Source organism: Pseudophaeobacter sp. TrK17, assembly GCF_042192375.1.
Lineage (GTDB): Bacteria > Pseudomonadota > Alphaproteobacteria > Rhodobacterales > Rhodobacteraceae > Pseudophaeobacter.
In genome coordinates, this window is the sequence record NZ_CP071700.1 from 1,482,665 (window position 1) to 1,505,112 (window position 22,448).

The following is a 22,448-nucleotide window of genomic DNA, read 5'->3' on the forward strand; positions in this document are numbered from 1 at the left end:
ATTGCATACATATGGGGTCGCCATGGTATGACCGCAAGAATGCAGCCTATGTCCTGTATGCTCTGCTCTGAGAGGGCTGACAAGATGGCTTGAGGCTTGTCAAAAGCCGCGCAATCAGGCAAATGCGCTGGGTTCTGCACTCAAAGGAGAGTAAAATGGCGCCGAAAATCACCTTTGATCTGAAAGCCCGTGATGGCAAGGCCCGCACCGGGGTTATTTCCACACCGCGCGGCGATATCCGCACGCCGGCCTTTATGCCGGTTGGCACCGCAGCCACGGTGAAGGCGATGATGCCGGAAAGCGTGCGGGAAACCGGTGCAGATATCCTGCTGGGCAATACCTATCACTTGATGCTGCGCCCCACGGCGGAACGCATTGACCGCCTGGGCGGGCTGCATAAATTCATGAACTGGGATCGCCCTATCCTGACGGACTCCGGCGGCTTTCAGGTGATGTCCTTGGCAGGGCTGCGCAAGCTGACCGAGACGGGCGTCACTTTTAAGTCCCATATTGACGGCTCCAAACATGAGCTGACGCCAGAACGCTCGATGGAAATTCAAAAGCTCTTGGGCTCTGATATCGTGATGTGTTTTGACGAATGCCCGGCGCTGCCCGCCACCCGGGATCGCATTGCCGAAAGCATGCGCCTGTCGATGCGTTGGGCCGAACGCTCGAAAGAGGCCTTTGGCGATCGCCCGGGCCACGCGCTGTTTGGCATCATGCAGGGCGGTTTGGAGCAGGATCTGCGTGCAGAAAGCGCCGAGGCGCTGAAAAACATCGGTTTTGATGGCTACGCTGTGGGCGGGCTGGCCGTGGGTGAGGGGCAGGAGGCGATGTTTGACTGCCTGGACTATGCACCCGATATGCTGCCCGAGGATAAGCCACGGTACCTGATGGGGGTTGGTAAACCTGATGACATCGTCGGCGCAGTGGCCCGTGGCATTGATATGATGGACTGCGTGCTGCCGTCGCGCTCGGGACGCACCGGCCAGGCCTTTACCCGCCACGGCGTGGTCAACATCAAAAATGCCCGCCACGCGGATGACCCGCGCTCCCTGGATGAAAACTGCAGCTGCCCGGCCTGTTCGAAATACAGCCGCGCCTATCTGCATCATGTGTTCCGCAGCAACGAAATGATTTCGGGCATGCTGCTGACCTGGCACAACCTGCATTATTTCCAGGACATCATGGCAGGCATGCGCGAGGCCATCGCAGAGGGCACTTTCGCGGCCTGGCAGCAGGGCTTCCATGACGGGCGCGCCCAGGGCGATATCGAGCCATTGTAAGGGGCGTATTCACGTCGCAGGGGCAGGTGAAAGACCTGCCCTGTTTGCATTACATTTGTGAAGAATTTGAACCTCTCTCCCTGTTGCGGACCCTCTAAGGACAAGGTCTGGTCACAAAATTCCTGTGTGTTGCTCAGCAGTTTGTAACACCTGGAGGTGAGTAATGAAAAATTCTGTTTCTGCAAGTTCCGCCCATATCGTTCTTTTTGTTGTCCTGGGCCTTGGTATGGCTTTGATTGGATTTATGGATGGCGGATCTTCCCAATCATCTGAATTTGCCCAACTTTCCCATCTTCAAAGTGGTCAGGCTAAATAACCAAGCTATTTGGTCCTAGTGGAACGGGGGGCTTCATCAGCCTGTTGTCGGCCTGTTGCCGGCCGGTTGACTGTGCGGCTGGATGTCCGGCGGGGCAGTGGCATTAGGTGTTTTGGGTCGTGCGCGGATTTGCGGTGCATTTACCAAAAGCGCTCTTGTGGTTCGGCAATGCTACGGGCAAGGTGTCCCCCAACTTTGCGGTGCGGCGGTTGAAATATGTTAACCGCTGTACCAGATAAAGACTTCCAAAGAGGGGAGCGCCAGAGGTTGCCGAGTGTCGGGACCGGGGGCTCTTGCCAAGTAAAGGACCGAGTATGAAAGAGCCGCTTAATTCTTCCTATCCTGTATTGCCGCTGCGCGACATTGTGGTCTTTCCGCATATGATCGTGCCGTTGTTTGTAGGTCGGGAAAAATCTGTGCGCGCCCTCGAAGAGGTGATGGCGGATGACAAACAGATTCTGTTGTCCAGCCAGATTGACCCGGCAGAGGACGAGCCACAGACCGATGGCATCTACCCAACGGGTGTGCTGGCCAATGTGCTGCAACTGCTGAAACTGCCCGATGGCACCGTAAAGGTGCTGGTCGAAGGCCATGCGCGGGTCAAGATCACCAATTACCTCGAGAATGAGGACTATTTTGAAGCCGGTGCGGAATATCTCACCGAGATCCCCGGCGACGCCACCACCATCGAGGCGCTGGTGCGCACGGTTGGCGACGAGTTTGAGCGCTACGCCAAGGTCCGCAAAAACATCCCCGAAGAGGCTCTGTCCGCAGTCGGTGAAACTGCCGAGCCCGCCAAACTGGCGGATCTGGTTGCGGGCCATCTGGGGATTGAGGTCGATCGCAAGCAGGAGTTGCTGGAAACCCTGTCGATCAGCGAGCGGCTGGAAAAAGTCTATGGGCTGATGCAGGGCGAAATGTCGGTTCTGCAGGTCGAGAAAAAGATCAAGACCCGGGTCAAATCCCAGATGGAGAAGACCCAGCGCGAATATTACCTGAATGAGCAGATGAAGGCCATTCAGAAGGAACTGGGTGACGGCGAAGAAGGGGCTGGCGAAATTGCCGAACTGGAAGAGAAGGTCGCTGCAACCAAGCTGTCGAAAGAAGCCCGTGAAAAGGCTGATGCGGAGCTGAAAAAGCTCAAGAACATGTCGCCGATGTCGGCCGAGGCCACAGTGGTGCGCAACTACCTTGACTGGATGTTGGGCATTCCATGGGGCGTGAAATCGCGCGTCAAAAAGGACCTGGGCAAGGCACAGGACATCCTGGATGCGGATCACTATGGTCTGGAAAAGGTCAAAGAACGCATTGTCGAATACCTTGCGGTGCAGCAGCGCTCGACCAAGCTCAAAGGCCCGATCCTCTGCCTTGTGGGCCCTCCTGGTGTGGGGAAAACCTCGCTTGGTAAATCCGTGGCCAAGGCAACGGGGCGCGAGTTTATTCGCATCTCGCTTGGCGGTGTGCGTGATGAATCAGAAATCCGCGGCCACCGCCGGACCTATATCGGCTCGATGCCCGGCAAGATCATCCAGGCACTGAAAAAAGCCAAGACCACCAACCCGCTGATCCTGCTCGACGAGATCGACAAGATGGGGCAGGATTTCCGTGGTGATCCGGCTTCAGCGATGCTGGAAGTGCTTGATCCGGAACAGAACGCCACTTTTGTGGATCACTATATGGAGGTCGAATATGACCTCTCCAACGTGATGTTCCTGACCACCTCGAACAGCTACAACATGCCTGGGCCGTTGCTGGACCGGATGGAAATCATCCCGCTGTCTGGCTACACCGAGGACGAAAAGCGCGAGATTGCCAAACAGCATCTGGTGTCCAAGCAAGTCAAGAACCATGGTCTGAAGGCCAAGGAATTCGAGATGAGCGATGAGGCGCTGAAGGATATCATCCGCGTCTACACCCGCGAGGCTGGGGTGCGGAACCTGGAGCGTGAAATTGCCAAGGTGGCGCGTAAATCGCTGACCAAGATCGTCAAGAAAGAGGTCGAGAGCGTTTCTGTAACCTCCGACAATCTGGATGAGTTCCTGGGCGTTGCCAAATACCGCTATGGTCTGGCCGAAAAGGAAGATCAGGTTGGTGTTGTCACCGGGCTTGCCTATACCTCGGTAGGCGGCGAGCTGCTGTCGATCGAGGCCCTGCGCCTGCCGGGCAAAGGCCGGATGAAGACTACAGGTAAGCTGGGCGATGTGATGAAGGAAAGCATCGAGGCCGCTTCCTCCTATGTGCGCTCCATCTCGCCCAAGATCGGGGTGAAGCCGCCCAAGTTTGACAAGTGGGATATCCACGTTCACGTGCCCGAAGGCGCCACCCCCAAGGATGGTCCCTCGGCGGGTCTGGCCATGGTGACTTCCATCGTGTCGGTGCTGACAAAAATTCCCGTGCGCAAGGACATCGCCATGACCGGCGAGGTTACCCTGCGCGGCAATGCGCTGGCCATTGGTGGTTTGAAGGAAAAGCTGCTGGCGGCCCTGCGTGGCGGTATCAAAACAGTGCTGATCCCACAGGAAAACGCCAAGGATCTGCCCGAGATCCCGGATAACGTCAAAGAAGGCCTGGAGATCATCCCGGTGAGCCATGTCTCGGAAGTTCTGAAGCATGCGCTGGTACGCCAGCCCGAGCCGATCGAATGGGACGAGGCTGCCGAAGAAGAGGCCGCTGCGGCAAAGGCCGCGCTGGAGGCTGGCGCCCGGGCGTCGGGTGCCCCAGCGCATTAAGCCGCTTGGGATAAAACAGAGGCTCTGATCTGAACCTTTGTTTTCTGATAAAAAAGAGGGCGGCCCCTGCGGGTCGCCCTTTATCGTTTTATTGTTACTCTTTCCGTTCTGGCCCCTTGGTCATGGGCTCTTAGTATCTCGTTTAATTCTATTTGGCTCAGGCGGCGCTTTGCTGCGCCATTTTGGCCAGAACTGTGGTGATCGCCACCGCGTCGGGGCTCTGATCTTCCACTTTTGCCTGGTTCAGGATGGTGGCCAGGGTCAGGTCCAGCGCGCTGAGCTTATCTGCGACATAGTCAGCGCGATTGCTGATCTGCTCGATCTCGGAGGCAACATTGATGATGCCGCCGCCATTGGCGACAAAATCCGGCGCATAAAGAATACCTGCGTCATGCAGCGCCTGGCCATCCGCCGGGGTGGCCAGTTGGTTGTTGGCGCCGCCACAGACGACGGACACCTGCAACTGAGGAATGGTCTGCGCGTTCAGGATGCCACCAATGGCACAGGGAGCAAAGATATCGGCCTGGACGCCATAGATTGCCTCGGGGGTAACTGCGGTGGCGCCAAACTCGGCGACGGCTTTGTCGATTTGTGCGTGATTGACATCCGTAACAATCAGCCTGGCCCCAGCTGCGTGCAGGTACCCGCAGAGGTAATACCCCACGTGACCCAGCCCCTGCACCGCAATGGTCAATCCCGACAGATCTTTGCTGCCGCTCTGGTGCGCCTGGGAGGTGCGGATAGCGTTGAAAATGCCCCGTGCAGTGACCGGCGAGGGATCACCACTGGCAAACTCACCATCGGCGAGACCGGCCACATAGGGGGTCTCTTCTGCCAGAATGGCCATGTCCACCGGGCTCATCCCCATGTCTTCGGCGGTATAGTAGCGCCCCTCAAGACTGTGAATAGCGCGGGCAAAGGCGCGCAGCAGGGCGGGGGATTTATCTACGCCAGGGTCGCCAATGATCACCGCCTTGCCACCGCCAAGCGCCAGACCTGCCGCGGCATTCTTGTAGGTCATGCCCTCGCTGAGCCGTTTCACATCCACCAGGGCCTCTTCCTCACTGCTGTATGGGCGCATCCGCAATCCGCCCGCTGCTGGGCCCAGCTGCGTTGAATGCAGCGCAATATAGCCGATCAGCCCGGTGGCTGTGTCCGCGACACGGTAGATCTCTTCATGGGTCGTGGATGCGACGGGGGTGATTGTCATTTTTCTGGCTCCTCCTGGATAAGACGCCTGTCTAACCTAGGGGGGGTGAAGGTTTTCGCCAAAATTAAGCGCGGGACTTCTATCTATTGGAGGTTTTGTCTACACTTGGGCGAAATTATAGGTGAAAGCTTCATGGACAGTATTGATCGCAAGATAGTCGCCATTCTGCAGTCGCAGGGGCGGATCAAGATGGCCGAGCTGTCTGAGCGCGTTGGCCTGTCTGCGACCCCCTGTGCACGGCGGGTTGCCATGCTGGAGGAAGCCGGGGTGATCAGCGGCTATTCGGCACGGGTGGACCAGGCCAAACTGGGGCTGCCGGTGACAATTTTTGTGGCGGTCGAGCTGGACAATCAATCCACCGATGCCCTGCAGGCCTTTGAACGCGCGGTGCGCCAGTTTGATCAGGTAATGGAATGCTACCTGATGACAGGCACCCGCGATATCTTGCTGCGGGTTGTGGCGCAGGATCTGAATGATTTTGATCGCTTCTTGGAGGAACGCTTGATGCGGGTCTCCGGTATTCGAAATACCCGCTCCAGCTTTACCCTGCGCACCATGATTGCCCGCACCGCCTTGCCGCAGTTTTAGCTGTTGAGCTGCGCTGGCAGGGGGGGCTGAATGTGCCTCACCAACACCTGTACAAGACCTGAAAAAGGGCAGGGAACTCTGTAAAAGTCACAGGTAGACCTTTTGTAAACCACATATCTGGCCTTCCACTGGGGGACCGCCTAGCCTGAGCAAAGATGATGGATAGGCAACATCAGAAAATCGAGGCACATCATGACCAGCAGTAAGACAGGCGGTCGCAAACCGGCGACACGCAAAGCTTTGCCGCAAAAACTGGCAACCAAAGCGCGGCTGGCAGAGGCGGTGCAGCAGGATCCGGCCACGTCACCTGAGTTGGCAACAGAAGGAGCACCCCCGTTGGATATTTCGGACAAATCCGCTACCCCGCCCCAGACACTGGCTGCCGGGCAGGACCCCAGCCCGGTTGTGGTGACCTCGACACCGGTGCTCGACGTGCCGCCCCTGAACAAGAAAGAACTGATTGATGAGGTCGTTCTGCGGTCCGGGGTGAAGAAAAAAGATGCCAAGCCGGTTGTCGAGGCGCTTTTGTCCGTACTCGGAGAGACAGTGGCCTCTGGCCGCGATCTGAACCTCAGGCCCTTTGGCAAATTGTTGCTGAAACGCAGTGAGCTGCGCAGCAATGGCACTCTGCATGTCTGTCGGCTGCGCCAGCCATTGGAGCAACCGCGCGGCGGTCAGGAATTTGCCGAAGATACGGATATTTCTTCCTAGGCCCCTCTTGCGCAGGGCGAGACCTGAGGGTACTACCCAGCACACCGGGTGATTAGCTCAGTGGTAGAGCGCTTCGTTCACATCGAAGATGTCAGGAGTTCAAATCTCTTATCACCCACCATCCAGCCCTTTGAAATTAAGGTGTAATGCATCTCGCGGGGGCTCGTTTGCACCGTGTTCCACTGTCCTTTACCTCTTGCTGTTCCGTTCGTCGCGTCAGGAGACGGCTTAGTCAGCTGCCAGAGTGGGGGGCAACTCACTAGGGCGGGTTCTCAGGACCGATGCGCTCTCAGAGCTTCCGGTACTGCTATGAGCAGCAAGAGGGTTGCGGTGATCATGAAAAGCCAGCTTCCGACCAGCTGAAACAACAGTGCGCCGCACAAACCGCCAATGGCAAAACAGGCGAGCGTTAAGCTGTGTAGCCAGAGCTTTGGCGTGGCCTCTCGTCGTGACTTGTCCCCCCCGACCAATGCCGCCAGCTCTATTCCGATGTCTGTTGCCATTCCCGACACATGGGTGGTGCGCACCCGGGCCTGAGAAATCATCGTCGTCACAGCGTTTTGCAGTCCCATGACAAAGCTGAGTACAATGACCAACAATGTCTCGTGTTCTGTGGCTGATGATCTGGTAAGGGCGGTGCCGATCAGCAAAAGAATGATGGCCTCGGCGGCAATTGCCAAGGCATAGACCGAGCGGAGCTGTCGACGTTCCCCTGCTTGAATAGCAAGGGCCGCTATGGCTGCGCCCCAGATAAAGGCAACGACCAGCCCCAAGAACGACAAGGCAATCGGGATCGCGCCATTCGCCAGGTGGTCAGCAAATGCCGAGATATTTCCTGTCATGTTGGCTGTGAAGGATCCGGCGATCAGGAAGCCGACAGCGTTCAACGCACCGGCGATAGACGAAAGGAGGCCTGCCAGAACCAGATCAATATTTGAAGTGCGCGCATTGCCAACTTTGATGAGCATCATAGTTCCAAATGGTTAGGGCTCTGGGGTCAGGACATCGTCCTCCGACCTGATCAGTGTGACAGACTTTGTGGAAGAATAGGAAGCCCTGCGCAAAATAGGGGGGCTACTTCATGCAGATGTGAAGCCGTCTGCGGCAATAGCCGTCAAACCCGGAGGGTGGCTGCTTCATGGTGTGTCAGGCTCTTGAGGGCTTGCAACGAGAGCGACTATTGGCAACGTCCCGGTTCTTGCACAACTGTCATTCACGGGTGTTCAGCAAACCTTCGTCACCTGCCACAAAACACCTAGGTTTCAGTTCTGCCCTTAGGGTCGCCAGAAGGGGGGCAAAGAAAAGAGGCGCAATGTGTCCATTGCGCCTCTTGCCTGATGTGAAAGGCTAAGCTCGAAGCCGTGAGGCGCGCTTAGAAATGTGCCGATTTTGTTCCGGCTGGAACTGCCAGAGGTGGGGCAAACTTGGTGAGATCAATGCCTTCGACAGCGGCTTTGTATTCCTCCATCGTCGGGGTACGCCCCAGAACGGCGGCCAGGACAACAACCGGGGTCGAGGCGAGCAGCGATTCACCCTTCTTCTCGGCGGTGTCACCAACAACGCGGCCCTGGAACAGGCGGGTCGAGGTGGCAAGAACCGTGTCCCCCTTGGCGGCTTTTTCCTGGTTCCCCATGCAGAGGTTACAGCCGGGACGTTCGAGGTAGAGAATGTTCTCATACTCGGTCCGGGCCTGTGTTTTGGGGAACATGTCGTCAAAGGTGAAGCCGGAATAGCGCTGCAGAATTTCCCAGTCGCCTTCTTCTTTCAGCTCATCAATGATGTTGTAGGTTGGGGCAGCCACCACCAGCGGTGCTTTGAACTCGACCTTGCCCATTGTCTTTTCAAGGTTCTTGAGCATCTGCGCCACGATTTTCATATCGCCCTTGTGCACCATGCAGGAGCCAACAAAGCCCAGGTCGACGTGCTTGTCGCCGCTATAGTAGGTGATGGGGCGGATGGTGTCGTGGGTATAGCGCTTGGACACGTCGTCGTTGTTGACATCCGGATCCGCGATCATCGGCTCGTCGATCGCGTCTAGATCAACAACAACCTCGGCAAAGTATTTGGCGGTGTCGTCCGGGGTCAGGGCTGGGTTGGCGCCTGATTTGATATCAGCAATACGGGCGTCTGCCTTGTCGATGAGCCCCTGCAAAAGCTTGGCGTCATTGTCCATGCCCTTGTCGATCATGATCTGGATACGGCCCTTGGCCAGCTCTAGCGAGCCGATCAGGGTCTCGTCATTGGAGATACAGATCGAGGCCTTGGCCTTCATCTCGGCTGTCCAGTCGGTGAAGGTAAAGGCCTGGTCCGCCAGCAGGGTGCCGATATGCACTTCGATCACACGGCCCTGGAAGACGTTGTCGCCATGCTGATCCAGCATCTGCGCCTGGGTGGCATGTACCACGTCCCGGAAATCGAGGTGGTCCGCCATCTTGCCTTTAAAGGTCACCTTGACCGATTCAGGGATTGGCATCGAGGCTTCGCCGGTGGCCAGCGCCAGGGCAACAGTGCCCGAATCCGCACCAAAGGCGACGCCTTTGGACATACGGGTGTGGCTGTCGCCGCCGATGATGACGTCCCAGTCATCGACGGTGATGTCGTTCAGGACCTTGTGGATCACGTCGGTCATCGCATGATATTCCCCCTTGGGGTCACGCGCGGTGATCAAGCCGAAATCATTCATGAATTTCATCAGCTTGGGGATGTTGGCCTGGGCCTTTTTGTCCCACACGGATGCGGTGTGGCAGCCGGACTGATAGCCCACGTCAACCGAAGGCGAGATGACGGTTGCGGCCATCGCTTCCAGTTCCTGCGCCGTCATTGGGCCGGTGGTATCTTGCGAGCCAACCACGTTCACTTTGACGCGCACATCAGACCCGGCATGCAAGGTCGCGCCTGGGGTGGTGCCCAGGGCGTTGCGGTTGAAGATCTTTTCAACCGCGGTCAGGCCCTGGCCCTCTGCGGTGACTTCTTTGGAGGGGGCATAGGCTGATTTCAGCTCTTGATCCAAAGCACCAGCGGCAAATGTCTGCAGCTTTTTGCCAAAGACCACAGCGTAGGAGCCGCCGGCCTTCATGAATTCCACCTTCTGCGGGGTGAAGGCGGTGGCGACGCTTTTCAGCTCTTTGCCATCCGCATCATGCAGGGTCTTGGTTTTGGAGTTGATGGTCAGGACCGTGCCAGTGGCGACCGAATAGGCCTCTTCCAGCACAGCTTCGCCATCTGCGTCTTCCACGACGTTGCCGTCGGCGTCCAGCTTTTTGACCCAGTTGTCCAGGTCAATGCCGATGCCGCCGGTCACGCCAACGGTGGTCAGGAAAATTGGCGAAATGCCGTTGGTGCCGGCCACAACAGGGGCGATGTTGATGAAGGGCACATAGGGCGAAGCCTTTTTACCGGTCCAGAGCGCCACGTTGTTGACGCCGGACATGCGGCTGGAGCCAACACCCATGGTGCCTTTTTCGGCGATCAGCATGACGCGGGCATCTGGGTGCTGTTTTTGCAGCTCCTGGATTTCGGCCTGGGCTTCGGGGGTGATCATGCACTGGCCGTGCAATTCGCGGTCCGCACGTGAGTGCGCCTCGGCACCGGGCGACAGCAGGTCGGTCGAAATATCGCCCACACCGGCGATATAGGTCACAACTTTGATTTCTTCTTCGACCTCTGGAAGCTTGGTGAAAAATTCAGCCTTTGCGTAGCTTTCCAGGATCTCCTTGGCGATTGCGTTGTCATCGGCAAGCGCTGAGGCCAGACGGTCGGTGTCTGCCTCATAAAGGAACACTTGGGTTTTCAGAACTTCGGCGGCCTGTGCTGCAATCGCAGCGTCGTCTCCAAGTGCCAGATCCAGCAGAACCTTGACCGAGGGGCCACCCTTCATGTGCGACAGCAGCTCAAAGGCAAAGGTCGGGGTGATTTCCGCAAGGCTTTCCTGACCCAGAATGATTTCTTTCAGGAACTGAGCCTTCACGCCCGCGGCGCTGGTTGTGCCTGGGATGGTGTTGTAGATGAAGAAGTTGAGCGAGTCCGCGCGATAGGCGTTGTCGGCATCTTTGATCTGCGCGATCAGCTCTGCAACAAGGTCCGCCCCGTCGATGGGCTTGGGGTGCAGGCCCTGTTCTTTGCGCGTTTCAATCTCTGCTAGGTAGTCAGTGTACAAGGTCATGGTTTTCCCGCCGATTTGGTGTTGCACGTAAGCTTGAGCGACGGGTGTCAGAAAAGGTCTGGCGAGTCGGAACAAGCTGGTTGTATGCGATGGTATACTTATTGGAGGTCAGATGCAATATGCCCCCCGGGGAGTTTGATGTTTTGACTGGTCTTGTCTGTTCTCATCTGTGAAACGGTTTCAGCCTGCGCTGCGACCCAAAGGTGTCGCGGCGCAGGCTAGCCCATCAAGGTTACCGCCGGACTAAACATGGTTTTGCAGCGCTGGCAACAAAAGCCGCGCTGAAACAGGCTGCGGCACTTTGTTTGGCAGGGCCGGGGCAGGGCGCGCAGGGGCGGGCTGTCTGGATCGTCTTACCTCTGCCAGCCCCAGTCCCCGACCGGTGGCTTTGGCTAGTCGCTGGCCACCACTTTTTGTTTTTGCACACCCAGGCCTTCGACCCCCAGCTCCATGTAATCGCCGGGTTTCAGGTAGACCTCGGGGCGTTGTCCCATCCCAACACCCGGAGGTGTCCCGGTCGAGATCACATCCCCCGGCTGCAGGCTCATGAACTGGGATAGATGCGAGATGACAGTGGCCACGTCAAAATGCATCGTCCGGGTGGAGCCATCTTGATAGCGATGGCCGTTTACCTCCAGATACATGGCCAGGTCCTGCGGATTTGCCACCTCGTCGCGGGTCACCAGCCAGGGGCCGATGGGGCCAAAGGTATCGCAGGATTTGCCCTTGACCCATTGCCCGGAGCGATGGATCTGAAAATCCCGCTCTGACAGGTCATTGACCACACAGTAGCCCGCAACATGGCTCAGCGCGTCTTCAACAGAGACATATTTTGTGTGTTTGCCAATCACCACGCCCAGCTCGACCTCCCAGTCTGACTTGACCGAGGTGCGGGGGATTTCGATCTCGTCATCGGGGCCGCAGATGGCGGAGGTGGCTTTGAAAAAGACCACTGGTTCCTGTGGCAGGTCCATGCCCGCTTCAGCGGCGTGATCGGCGTAGTTGAGGCCAATACAGACAAATTTGCCCACCTGCCCGACGCAGGCGCCAATCCGGGGGTTGTCCTCTACCAGGGGCAGGCTGGCCGGATCAATCTGCCGCAGCGCCTGCAACTGGCTGTCGTTCAGCACCTCGCCTGCGATATCCCCCACCACGCCAGACAGATCGCGGATCTTGCCATCGGCATCCAACAGTCCTGGTTTTTCGCTGCCCAGTGGACCAAATCGCAATAGTTTCATGTGGTGTCTGTCTCCCTGACATTCAAACTGACAATCAAATCGATCAGCCGCCGTTGCGGGCGGGCGTCGCCCCAGTGGTAAAGGCGTTGTCGGCGCTGGCAAGGTGCAATGCGAAGGCTGCGACCTCTTGTGTCCCCACCCTGGGGACGCGGCCCGATGTTCAGGCGCGTTGGATGGCCTTGGCAATCAGCCGGGCAACCTCTGGCGTGGTACCGAGGGCAGGCAGCACTGTGCCATCGAATTTGGCGCTGCTGAGCGCCTCGGGAATGTCGTCTTTGACGTGATCGCCGGACTGGGCAAAGAACGGCAGGCAAAGGCCGTCGCTGGGCATGTTTGAGGCGACATTCGCCAGATAGGGCGCTTGTTCGATATAGGCTGTCCTCACCTCCAGCTCTGGCAAGAGCGGGCGCAGTGCGGTGGCAAAAAGCTCGGTGGCGGCGGCGGCCTTTGGGCCGCGGGCAGAGCCATGGGCAGCGAGCAGCAGGCAGCCTGGCGCGCTCGGGTCAGAACCAGAGCCAGAGGCCGAACCAGAGGCCGAACCATAGGCCGCTTCAAAGGGGTGGCCCTGTGCGGTGCGGGCCTGCCGGACCAGCCTGGCCGCCAGTTCGGGGAGGTTGGGATCCTGGCCAAAAGGCGGCAGTTGCCGGTGATCCACGTGACAGATCCGTTTGGGCAGAACTTTGCTGGTGAACCAGCCCTCTGCCATGAAGAAGGGATAGACCAAGGCCCCCGGCTGCACCACCTGTTCCAACCGGCCAGACAGCGCCAGGGTGGCCGAGCGCACCTGCCATCCGGGAAGAAAGCTGGCAACCTGTTCAGCCAGTTGTGCCAGGCTGTGCTCTGGCGGATTGGGCGCCGACGGCTGGCCATGGGCCACCAGAACAACGGTTTTGGGGGCCGCGCCGGAGGTCTGTGCATCAATGACTTGGGAGGCAGGGAAGGGGGAGGACATCAGGAGGCTTCTGCATGGCTGGGGGTGAATGTGGGAGACTTGGTCTGTCCAGAGGGCAGGACAGAGATCGACCGGCTGGTTGATTTATATATGTCGTTCTGGGCCTGGCGCTAGGGCACAGAGCATATTTTGCCAAAGGCTGTGCCCGCGATAGGTGTTCCCGTGGAAGGTATGCCCGAGATCGCAGCCGCTCTTGTACCCTGTTGGCGGTTCGGTCAATCCGCGCCCAAGATAGCACGGGGCGGGACGGGGAGGCCAACCGGCCTCCCCGGGGACGAAAGCCCTAGCCATATTGCGCCACAGGGGTGCCGGCGATGGCCGCCATATTCAACAGGCCACGCGCGGTGATCGACGGGCTGACGATATGGGCGCGGTTGCCCATGCCCATCAGAATCGGCCCAACCTCCAGACCATCAGAGCGCATTTTCAGAATGTTGCGCACCCCAGAGGCGGCATCGGCATGGGCAAAGACCAGCACATTGGCCGCCCCCTGCAGACGCGAATTGGGGAAGATACGACCGCGCAGATCGGGGTCCAGCGCGGTGTCGATGTTCATCTCGCCCTCATAGGTGAAATCGCAGTTATTGGCATCGAGGATCTCGATCGCGGCGCGCAACCGGCTGCCTGTATCACAGGCGATATTGCCAAACTGAGACTGCGAGCAAAGCGCGATTTGAGGCTCGATGCCAAAGCGGCGCACATGGCGGGCGGCGCCCATGACGGTCTGGGCGATCTGTTCCGGTGTGGGTTCGATCCTGACCTGGGTGTCGGCAATGAACAGCGGGCCATCTTCGAGGATCATCATCGACAGGGCGCCGTGTGGTTCAAGGCCATTGCCGCCCAGCACCTGGTTCACATAGTTCAGATGCCAGCGGTATTCGCCAAAGGTGCCGCAGATCAGGCTGTCGGCCTCATTGTGATGCACCATGATGGCGCCAATTGCCGTGGTATTGGTGCGCATGATCGCCTTGGCCAGATCCGGGGTGACCCCCTGGCGCTGCATCAGCTGGTGGTAGCTGTTCCAATAGTCATAGTAGCGCGGATCGTTTTCCGGGTTCACGATCTGAAAATCGCTGCCGGGACGGATGCGCAGGCCCATCTTTTCACAGCGCGCCTCGATTACCTCGGGGCGGCCAATCAGGATTGGGGTCTCGGTGGTTTCCTCCAGAATTTCCTGTGCAGCCCGCAGCACCCGCTCGTCCTCGCCCTCAGAAAACACAATCCGGCGGGAGGCGGCGCGGGCGGCTTCAAACACCGGGCGCATCAGCAGCGCTGATTTGAACACCGTTTGATTGAGCCGCTGCTTGTAGGCCTCCAGGTCGTCGATTATACGCGAGGCGACGCCGCTTTTCATCGCCGCCTCAGCCACCGCCGAGGAGACCACGGCCACCAGACGCGGGTCAAAGGGTTTGGGGATCAGATAATCGGCGCCAAAGGTCAGCTGCTCGCCCTTGTAGGCGGCTGCAGCTTCGGCGCTGGTGGTGGTGCGGGCCAGTTCGGCAATGCCCTCGACGCAGGCGATCTGCATTTCATCGTTAATCTCAGAGGCGCCCACATCCAACGCCCCGCGAAAGATGAAGGGAAAACACAATACGTTGTTGACCTGATTGGGAAAATCGCTGCGCCCGGTGGCGATGATGGCATCAGGGGCCGCTTCGCGGGCCAGATCCGGAAGGATTTCGGGGTTGGGATTGGCCAGGGCAAACACAATCGGCCGGGAGCTCATCTTGGCGACCATTTCGGGCTTCAGCACATTGGGGCCGGACAGGCCAAGGAACAGGTCGGCGCCCCCGATCACCTCGTCCAGGGTGCGCAGATCGCTGTCCTGGGCAAAGGCGGCTTTTTCCGGGTTCATGTCTTCGCTGCGGCCCTCATAGACCAGCCCGTGAATATCGCACAGCCAGATGTTTTGCCGCTTCACCCCCAGTTTCACCAGCATGTTGAGGCAGGCAATCCCGGCAGCCCCGCCGCCGGTCGAGACAATCTTGATGTCTTCAAAGCTTTTGCCAGCCACATGCAGGGCATTGCGGGCGGCGGCGCCAACCACGATGGCGGTGCCGTGCTGATCATCGTGAAACACCGGGATCCCCATGCGCTCGCGGCAGATTTTTTCCACGATAAAACAATCCGGTGCCTTGATGTCTTCCAGATTGATGGCGCCAAAGCTGGGCTCCAGCGCACAGACGATATCGGCCAGTTTTTCCGGGTCGCTTTCGTTTACCTCAATGTCAAAGCAATCAATGCCGGCAAAGTTCTTGAACAGCACCGCCTTGCCCTCCATCACCGGTTTGGAGGCCAGCGCGCCGATATTGCCCAGCCCCAGGACCGCAGAGCCATTGCTGACTACCGCCACCAGATTGCCACGTGCGGTATAGCGCGCGGCGTTCTCGGCATCGGCTTTGATCTCTAGGCAGGCCTCGGCCACCCCGGGTGAATAGGCCCGTGCCAGATCGCGGCCATTGGCCATTGGCTTGGTGGCGCGGATCTCCAGTTTTCCTGGGCGGGGGAATTCGTGATAGTGCAGCGCCGCGTCGCGCAGGGAGGGGGTGTCGGACATGAGGGGCTCCAAAAAAACGTATAGTTTAACATTAAACCAATTGTGACGTCGGGTGAACAGGCTTTTCAGCAACCTAACGTGATCGGCACTCTCTTGCGCAATGAAAAACTTCGTTCCACTGTGCCCAAACTGTGCCGGAAACGGTTTGCGACGCCCCGTGCAGCGGGGGAAAAGGATAAGTGATATGAGCGAGATTGCAGCAGAGATGCGCCTGCCCACGCAGGAGTTGCGTGAGGATATTCCGTTTTTTACCAAAGTCTTGGGTATGAAGATGGATATGATCTACCCAGCGGATGACCCTTCGGTTGCGGTGTTTTCAGGCCATGGGCTGCGGTTGCGGATCGAAAAGGACGCCCCAGAGGCACCGGGAACCCTGCGCATTTTATGTGACGACCCCGATGGGTTTGCCGATGGCCAGCGGCTGCTGACGGCGCCAAACGGCACTCGGGTTGAAATCGAAGAGCGCCACCCGCCGCTGGTGATGCCAAAGACCGTGCATAGCTTTGTGGTGCGCCGTCTCAAGGATCAGGCGCCCTGGATCATTGGCCGTGCCGGGATGCATTACCGCGATCTGGTGCCCGACCGGCTGGGCGGCTCGATCATTGCCAGCCATATCCGCATTCCTGACGGCGGGCCGGTGCCGGATATGGTGCACTTCCACCGGGTTGGCTTTCAGCTGATCTTTTGCATCCATGGTTGGGTGGATGTGGTTTATGAGGATCAGGGCGAAAAGATACGCCTGACGGCGGGGGATTGCTTTATCCAGCCGCCTGAGATCCGCCACCGAGTGCTGGAGGCCAGCGACAACGTGCAGGTGATCGAGATTGGCGTGCCGGCCGAACATGTGACCGAGATCGACCACGAGATGACGCTGCCAACACCGCATCTGCGCCCGGATCGCGAATGGCAGGGGCAGCGGTTTGTCTACAACCAGGCCGAGGGGGCTGCTTGGCAGCCGTTTCGCCTGCCGGGGTTTGAGGCCCGCGACACCACCATTGCGACAAATACCAAAGGCGTTGCCGGGGTTCAGGTGGTGCGGCCTGCCGCGGGCGGCGCAGATCCCGTTTGGGCCAGCCACGATAGCGATATCCACTTTACCTTTGTGATGAATGGCGCAGTGACGCTGGAGGGCGAGGGGCGCGATCCCTATCCGCTGGAAGAGGGCGATGCCTTTGTCATCCCGCCGGGGATGAAGACGCGGCTCAGCAGCGCCTCTGGCGATCTGGAACTGTTGGAGGTCAGCCTGCCGGGGGTATTCAACACCACCGTTTCGCAAAGCGCATAACCCGCCTGCGGGCTGGGGCGGGGCAGGATGTAGGACTGCGCGCGGCAATAGGGGCTTTCCCTTTGCCGCTGCTTTCTCCTATCCTGATCCCTTTCGATCCCTCCACGCGGCCTGTTGCCCCAATCTAGCGAGACCCATTTATGACCCTGAAAGACGCAGCCTTCGCCGTGCGTAAGAACGCCTACGCGCCCTATTCCAACTTTCTGGTCGGGGCGGCTCTGCGCACAACGGCCGGCAATACCTATGTTGGCTGCAATGTTGAAAACGTCGCCTATCCCGAAGGCACCTGCGCCGAGGCCGGCGCTATTGCCGCCATGGTGGCCGCCGGGGAGCAAGAGCTGGCAGAGGTCTATGTGGTGGCCGACAGCCCAACACCGGTGCCGCCCTGTGGTGGCTGCCGTCAAAAGCTCAAGGAGTTTGGCGCTGGCGCGGTGAAGGTGACCCTGGGCACGCTGGACGGTTTGGAACATGAGACCACCATAGCAGATCTGCTGCCTGGCGCCTTTGATGCCGACCATATGGCGCGGAGCTAATTCCATGGATGCGCGTGCGATCATTGCCACCCTGCGTCGGGGCGGGCAGCCCAGCGAGGCGGAGCTGAGCTGGTTTGCCGAAGGGCTGGCCAATGGTGAGGTCAGCGATGCCCAGGCGGGGGCCTTTGCCATGGCGGTCTGCCTGCAGGGGCTGGACCAGTCGGCGCGGCGCGCCCTGACCCTGGCGATGCGCGACAGCGGCGATGTGTTGCATTGGGACTTGCCGGGACCGGTGATGGACAAACACTCCACCGGTGGCGTCGGCGATTGTGTCTCGCTGCTGCTGGCGCCGGCACTGGCAGAATGCGGTGTCTATGTGCCGATGATCTCGGGGCGGGGGCTGGGTCATACCGGCGGCACCCTGGACAAGATGGAGGCTATCCCCGGCGTCACCTCCCAGATCTCGCAGCAGCGGCTGCACAGGATCACCGCAAAGGTCGGCTGCGCCATCGTTGGCGCCACCGGGCGCATCGCACCGGCGGATAAGCGGCTCTATGCCATTCGCGATGTCACCGCGACGGTGGAAAGCCTTGATTTGATTACCGCCTCGATCCTGTCGAAAAAGCTCGCCGCCAGCCCCGAGGCTTTGGTGCTGGATGTGAAAATCGGCTCTGGCGCCTTTATGAAAACCCTTGAAGAGGCCCGCGCCCTGGCGCGCTCCTTGGTGGATACTGCCAATGGCGCCGGGTGTCAGACCACGGCGCTGATCACCGATATGAACCAACCCATCGCCCGCGCCCTGGGCAATGGGTTGGAGGTGGCCGAGGTGATGCAGGCGCTGACGGCGGGCAAGCCTTGCCCGCTGATCGAAATCACTGCGGCCCTGTCCGGCATCTTGCTGACCCATGCCGGTCTGGCGCGCGATGACACCGAGGGGGCAGAACGGATCACCGAGGCATTGCTGAGCGGGCGGGTGGCCAGCCGTTTTGGCCGTATGGTGGCTGCCCAGGGCGGACCCGATGATTTTGCCAGCCACTGGCAGCGCTATCTGCCGGTGGCCCCGGTGATCCGCGAGGTGACAGCGCCGCGCGCAGGCTATGTCAGCGCCATGGACGGCGAGGCCCTGGGGCTGGCCGTTGTGCATCTGGGCGGCGGGCGCTTGGTCGAGGGCGATCAGGTGGATCCGGCTGTCGGCCTGTCGGATCTGGTGCGCCTGGGCCAGTGGGTCGAGGCCGGCACCCCGTTGGCGCGCATCCATGCAGCCCGCGAAAGCGCGGCGCAGGTGGCCGAGGCCGGCGTGCGAGAGGCCATAACGCTTACATCGCAGGCGCCAGAGCTACCGCCTCTTGTCTACGAGAGGATCAGCTGATGGCGCGTGCTTTTCTGGTGGTGATGGATTCCCTTGGCATTGGCGGTGCGCCGGATGCCAGTGAGTTTTACAACGGCGACCTGCCGGACCTGGGCGCCAATACCCTGGCGCATATCGCTCATGCCTGCGCAGCAGGGCGGGCCGAGCAGGGGCGCTCTGGTCCTTTGCAGGTGCCCCATCTCGATGCGCTGGGGCTGGGGGCGGCCCTGCGGCTGGCCTCATCCCAGCCGCTACCGGGGTTTGATGCGGCACCAGCGGGGCTTTGGGGCTGCGCCGCTGAGGTGAGCCGGGGCAAAGACACCCCGTCGGGCCATTGGGAGCTGGCCGGGCTGCCGGTGCCCTGGCAGTGGTGTAACTTTCCTGATGCCGATCCGGCCTTCCCGCCAGAGCTGACAGATTTTGTTGCAGAGGCAGCGGGGGCTACAGGCATCCTAGGCAATTGCCATGCCTCCGGCACAGATATCATTGCCCGCCATGGCGCCGCCCATATGCAAAGCGGCCAGCCGATCTGCTATACCTCTGCCGACAGCGTGTTTCAGATCGCCGCCCATGAAGACAGCTTTGGGCTGGAGCGCCTGTTGGATCTGTGCCGTGCCGTGGCGCCACGGCTGCATAAAATGAAGGTCGGGCGGGTGATCGCGCGCCCCTTTGTTGGCACGCCGGAGCAGGGATTTACCCGCACCGCCAACCGGCGTGACTTTGCCATTGCGCTGCCCGCCCCGGTGCTGACCAATTGGGTGCAGGACGCAGGCCAAAGGGTGCATGCCATTGGCAAGATTGGCGATATTTTCACCATGTCCGGCATTGATACGCTGAAAAAGGGCTGCGACGCCCAGCTGATGCAGCATCTGGCCGAGGCGATAGATCAGGCAGAGGAGGGCAGCCTGACCTTTGCCAATTTTGTCGAATTCGACAGTCTGTATGGCCATCGCCGCGATCTTGCGGGCTATGCCCGTGCTCTGGAATGGTTTGATGCGGAACTGGGCAAGCTGCTGCCGCGCCTGCGCCCCGGTGACATGCTGCTGCTGACGGCGGATCATGGCAATGATCCCAGCTGGCCCGGCACCGACCACACCCGCGAACAAGTGCCTGTTCTGGTGGCGGGTTGTGGCGCGGGCTGCATTGGACAGCGGGCTTTTGTGGATGTTGCGGCCTCTGTTGCGGCGCATCTGAATGTGGCGGCTCAGGGGCCGGGGCGCAGCTTTCTTTGACCATCAGATCAAAAGCCACTTGCCCTGACAGGGCGCAGGCGCATAAACCCGCGCTGAAACATCATGGTATTCATTGTAGGAGAGAGCCCAAATGAGCGAACATCTGACCGTTGTTGATCACCCGTTGGTACAGCACAAGCTCACGCTGATGCGCGACAAGGGCACCTCGACCTCTGAGTTCCGTCGCCTGCTGCATGAGATCACCCAGCTGCTGGCCTATGAGATCACCCGCGAGCTGCCGGTGACCCATACGACCATCGACACGCCGATGGAAACCATGGACTCGCCTATTCTGGCCGGTAAGAAGCTGGCGCTGGTGTCGATCCTGCGGGCTGGCAACGGCATGCTTGACGGGGTGCTGGAGCTGGTTCCTTCGGCCCGTGTAGGCTTTGTTGGTCTGTACCGTGACGAAGAAACCCTGCAGCCGGTGCAATATTATTTCAAAGCCCCCAAAGAGCTGGGCGACCGGATGGTCATCGCAGTGGATCCGATGCTGGCCACCGGTAATTCTTCGGCGGCGGCGATTGATCTGCTGAAAGAAGCAGGCGCCACCAATATCCGCTTCCTCTGCCTGCTGGCAGCCCCAGAAGGGGTGGCGCGGATGAAAGAAGCCCATCCAGATGTGCCAATCGTCACCGCGTCTCTGGACCGCGAACTGAACGACAAAGGCTATATCATGCCGGGTCTTGGCGATGCTGGTGACCGGATGTTTGGCACCAAATAAACCCGCTTTTCTAGCGTGTTACTCAATGGCAGCAATCGGGAAACTATTTACCTGAATGCTGCCATATTGTTGTCACAGGCGGCTTTACTCATTCGACTAAATGAGGCATCCTAACCCCATATATAGTGGGGCCTTGGTATGAAACTTACAAGAATTGTTGCGCTTGCCATTATAGCGGCCTCTGCCGCAGCCGTGGTTGAGACTTCAGCGCTGCAGGCGCAGACTTTGCGGTCTGTCAGCTCTCCTGCCCAGTATCCGCCAGCCTCCTTTAAGGGCAACCAGTTTGTCGATAGCCGTGGCTGCGTCTATATTCGCGCCGGTATTGATGGCAATGTAAACTGGGTGCCGCGGGTGGCGCGCAATCGCAAGCAACTGTGTGGCTATAAACCAACGGCTATCGCCGGGACCACCGCGCGCCCCACACAAAGTGCCGCACCTGAACAGATTACTCTGAATGGCGGGGCCGCGTCCTCCGCTGCTGCATCTACAGCCCGTCCTGCACGCGCCCGTCCGACTGCCAGTGCGCCGCGCCGCGCCGCTGCAACAGCTGCTGCGCCCACTGTGGTGACCACGACGCGGGTGCGGCGGACGCCGCAAACCACCACCGCGCGGGTTGCGCCAGCGCCCAAGACCCGCCGCACCACAGCAGCCGCTCCGGTTCGCATTCAGGCCGCCCCTGTTGCCAGGGTGCCCAATCCCCGCGCCACGGCCTCCAACCAACCAACTGGCGCTTCTCAGGGCGGCTGCGCCGGGGCCTCGGCGATTAGCCAGCAGTATAGCAACCAAAGTGGCGTGCGCTGTGGGCCGCAGGATAAATCACCTGTCAGCTATGGCTCAGGCGGTGGCATTGGCCCGCAGTCCTCGCTGCAGCTGACGCCCAATACGCGGGTGTTGCCGGTGCATGTCTATCAACAGCAGCGCCATAGTCAGGGGTTGACCACGCCAGCAGGATACAAACCAGCCTGGAAGGATGACCGCCTGAACCTGCGTCGCGCCGAGCGTGATCTGCGTCCGGCAATTTTGACCAGCCAGACAGAGGTGCCTGCGGGCTATGTGCTGGTTGCCCGTGGCGATGATCGGATGAACCAAATGCGGGGCGTCCGTACTGCCCAGGGCGACGCGCAGATGGCGGGAATCTGGGACAATGGCACACCGCGCAGGCTGCGCGACCTGCCGCTGGATCGTCAGGTTGTGACCAGCCAAAACAGCCGCACCGATGATTTTGAGGGCGAGGCCTCAAGCGGGCTGGCGTTGCGGCTGTCGAGCCGCTCGCAGCCCGGTGCGACCCTGGAGGAACGCTCTGTGGCCTCTGCCTCGCGCTATGTGCGCGCCGCGACCTTTGCTGATCCGGCTGAGGCACAGCAGGCGGCGCGGTCTCTGGCCTCCACCGGTGTGCCGGTGCGCCTTGGCTCGGTGTCGCGCAATGGTCAGCCCTATAAGGTGGTGATGGCCGGGCCGTTTGGCAATTTGAATGCAGCTGAACAGGCGCTCAGCACAGTGCGCGCCGCTGGCTATCGTGGTGCGCGTATCAGTCGCTAAGCGCCGCTTGGCCCGCCTGCATCTACCTACCTGCATCTACCTACCTGCATCTGTCAGGCTGTATGATGGGACAGCGCTTTATCAGCGCGATTGCCGCT

At 59.7% G+C, this 22,448-nt stretch carries 17 protein-coding genes and 1 tRNA gene; 12 read left to right on the top strand and 6 right to left on the bottom strand.

Annotation, left to right across the window (positions count from 1 at the left end):
- Positions 1 to 155 precede the first annotated feature (155 nt).
- From tgt to lon, 3 genes are all read left to right on the top strand, one after another.
- Positions 156 to 1,286 (top strand): tRNA guanosine(34) transglycosylase Tgt, encoded by a 1,131-nt coding sequence (tgt, locus tag JZI28_RS06905; RefSeq protein ID WP_375699662.1) that lies wholly within the window; start codon positions 156 to 158, stop codon positions 1,284 to 1,286.
- A gap of 163 nt (positions 1,287 to 1,449) precedes the next feature.
- Positions 1,450 to 1,602, top strand: coding sequence for a hypothetical protein (locus JZI28_RS06910; protein ID WP_297339990.1), 153 nt, complete (start codon positions 1,450 to 1,452; stop codon positions 1,600 to 1,602).
- 314 nt (positions 1,603 to 1,916) lie between these two features.
- Positions 1,917 to 4,331: an endopeptidase La gene (lon, locus tag JZI28_RS06915; protein WP_348157762.1), complete on the top strand. Its 2,415-nt coding sequence runs from the start codon at positions 1,917 to 1,919 to the stop codon at positions 4,329 to 4,331.
- 157 nt (positions 4,332 to 4,488) lie between these two features.
- On the opposite strand, the gene JZI28_RS06920 is transcribed toward lon, so the two are convergent.
- Positions 4,489 to 5,541: a Leu/Phe/Val dehydrogenase gene (locus JZI28_RS06920; RefSeq protein WP_375699663.1), complete on the bottom strand. Its 1,053-nt coding sequence runs from the start codon at positions 5,539 to 5,541 to the stop codon at positions 4,489 to 4,491.
- 132 nt (positions 5,542 to 5,673) lie between these two features.
- Here JZI28_RS06920 and JZI28_RS06925 point away from each other — a divergent pair, with 132 nt between their 5' ends.
- The 3 genes from JZI28_RS06925 to JZI28_RS06935 all read left to right on the top strand — a co-directional run bounded on the left by JZI28_RS06925 (position 5,674) and on the right by JZI28_RS06935 (position 6,961).
- The gene (locus JZI28_RS06925) at positions 5,674 to 6,129 is read left to right on the top strand and encodes an Lrp/AsnC family transcriptional regulator (protein ID WP_295455213.1); all 456 of its coding nucleotides are present in this window, start codon (positions 5,674 to 5,676) and stop codon (positions 6,127 to 6,129) included.
- Between the two features lie 192 nt (positions 6,130 to 6,321).
- Complete coding sequence (locus JZI28_RS06930) at positions 6,322 to 6,840, top strand: HU family DNA-binding protein (RefSeq protein ID WP_375699664.1); 519 nt, start codon at positions 6,322 to 6,324, stop codon at positions 6,838 to 6,840.
- Positions 6,841 to 6,886: 46 nt separating this feature from the next.
- Positions 6,887 to 6,961 (top strand) — tRNA-Val (locus JZI28_RS06935).
- Positions 6,962 to 7,112: 151 nt separating this feature from the next.
- Here the strand turns inward: JZI28_RS06935 and JZI28_RS06940 are convergent.
- The 5 genes from JZI28_RS06940 to JZI28_RS06960 form a co-directional block, all read right to left on the bottom strand.
- A complete protein-coding gene (locus tag JZI28_RS06940) occupies positions 7,113 to 7,808 on the bottom strand; it encodes a YoaK family protein (protein WP_375699665.1) in 696 nt (231 codons plus the stop codon).
- A gap of 404 nt (positions 7,809 to 8,212) precedes the next feature.
- On the bottom strand, positions 8,213 to 11,002 hold the full coding sequence (locus tag JZI28_RS06945; RefSeq protein WP_375699666.1) for a bifunctional aconitate hydratase 2/2-methylisocitrate dehydratase: 2,790 nt from the start codon (positions 11,000 to 11,002) through the stop codon (positions 8,213 to 8,215).
- Positions 11,003 to 11,394: 392 nt separating this feature from the next.
- Positions 11,395 to 12,240, bottom strand: coding sequence for a fumarylacetoacetate hydrolase family protein (locus JZI28_RS06950; RefSeq protein WP_375699667.1), 846 nt, complete (start codon positions 12,238 to 12,240; stop codon positions 11,395 to 11,397).
- A gap of 160 nt (positions 12,241 to 12,400) precedes the next feature.
- Entirely contained in the window at positions 12,401 to 13,192 is a 792-nt protein-coding gene (locus tag JZI28_RS06955; RefSeq protein ID WP_375699668.1) for a CbiX/SirB N-terminal domain-containing protein, read from the bottom strand.
- 283 nt (positions 13,193 to 13,475) lie between these two features.
- Entirely contained in the window at positions 13,476 to 15,749 is a 2,274-nt protein-coding gene (locus JZI28_RS06960) for an NADP-dependent malic enzyme (RefSeq protein ID WP_375699669.1), read from the bottom strand.
- Between the two features lie 184 nt (positions 15,750 to 15,933).
- Between JZI28_RS06960 and JZI28_RS06965 the strand changes: the two genes are divergently transcribed.
- From JZI28_RS06965 to JZI28_RS06990, 6 genes are all read left to right on the top strand, one after another.
- Positions 15,934 to 17,034 (top strand): cupin domain-containing protein, encoded by a 1,101-nt coding sequence (locus tag JZI28_RS06965; protein WP_375699670.1) that lies wholly within the window; start codon positions 15,934 to 15,936, stop codon positions 17,032 to 17,034.
- A gap of 140 nt (positions 17,035 to 17,174) precedes the next feature.
- Entirely contained in the window at positions 17,175 to 17,567 is a 393-nt protein-coding gene (locus tag JZI28_RS06970) for a cytidine deaminase (protein ID WP_295447276.1), read from the top strand.
- Positions 17,568 to 17,571: 4 nt separating this feature from the next.
- On the top strand, positions 17,572 to 18,876 hold the full coding sequence (locus tag JZI28_RS06975) for a thymidine phosphorylase (RefSeq protein ID WP_375699671.1): 1,305 nt from the start codon (positions 17,572 to 17,574) through the stop codon (positions 18,874 to 18,876).
- Positions 18,876 to 20,087, top strand: a complete 1,212-nt coding sequence (locus JZI28_RS06980; protein ID WP_375699672.1) for a phosphopentomutase — start codon at positions 18,876 to 18,878, stop codon at positions 20,085 to 20,087. Before JZI28_RS06975 ends, JZI28_RS06980 begins: the two co-directional genes overlap by 1 nt.
- A gap of 91 nt (positions 20,088 to 20,178) precedes the next feature.
- Entirely contained in the window at positions 20,179 to 20,811 is a 633-nt protein-coding gene (gene upp, locus JZI28_RS06985) for a uracil phosphoribosyltransferase (RefSeq protein WP_297341265.1), read from the top strand.
- Positions 20,812 to 20,949: 138 nt separating this feature from the next.
- Positions 20,950 to 22,350, top strand: coding sequence for an SPOR domain-containing protein (locus JZI28_RS06990; protein WP_375699673.1), 1,401 nt, complete (start codon positions 20,950 to 20,952; stop codon positions 22,348 to 22,350).
- Positions 22,351 to 22,448: the final 98 nt, after the last annotated feature.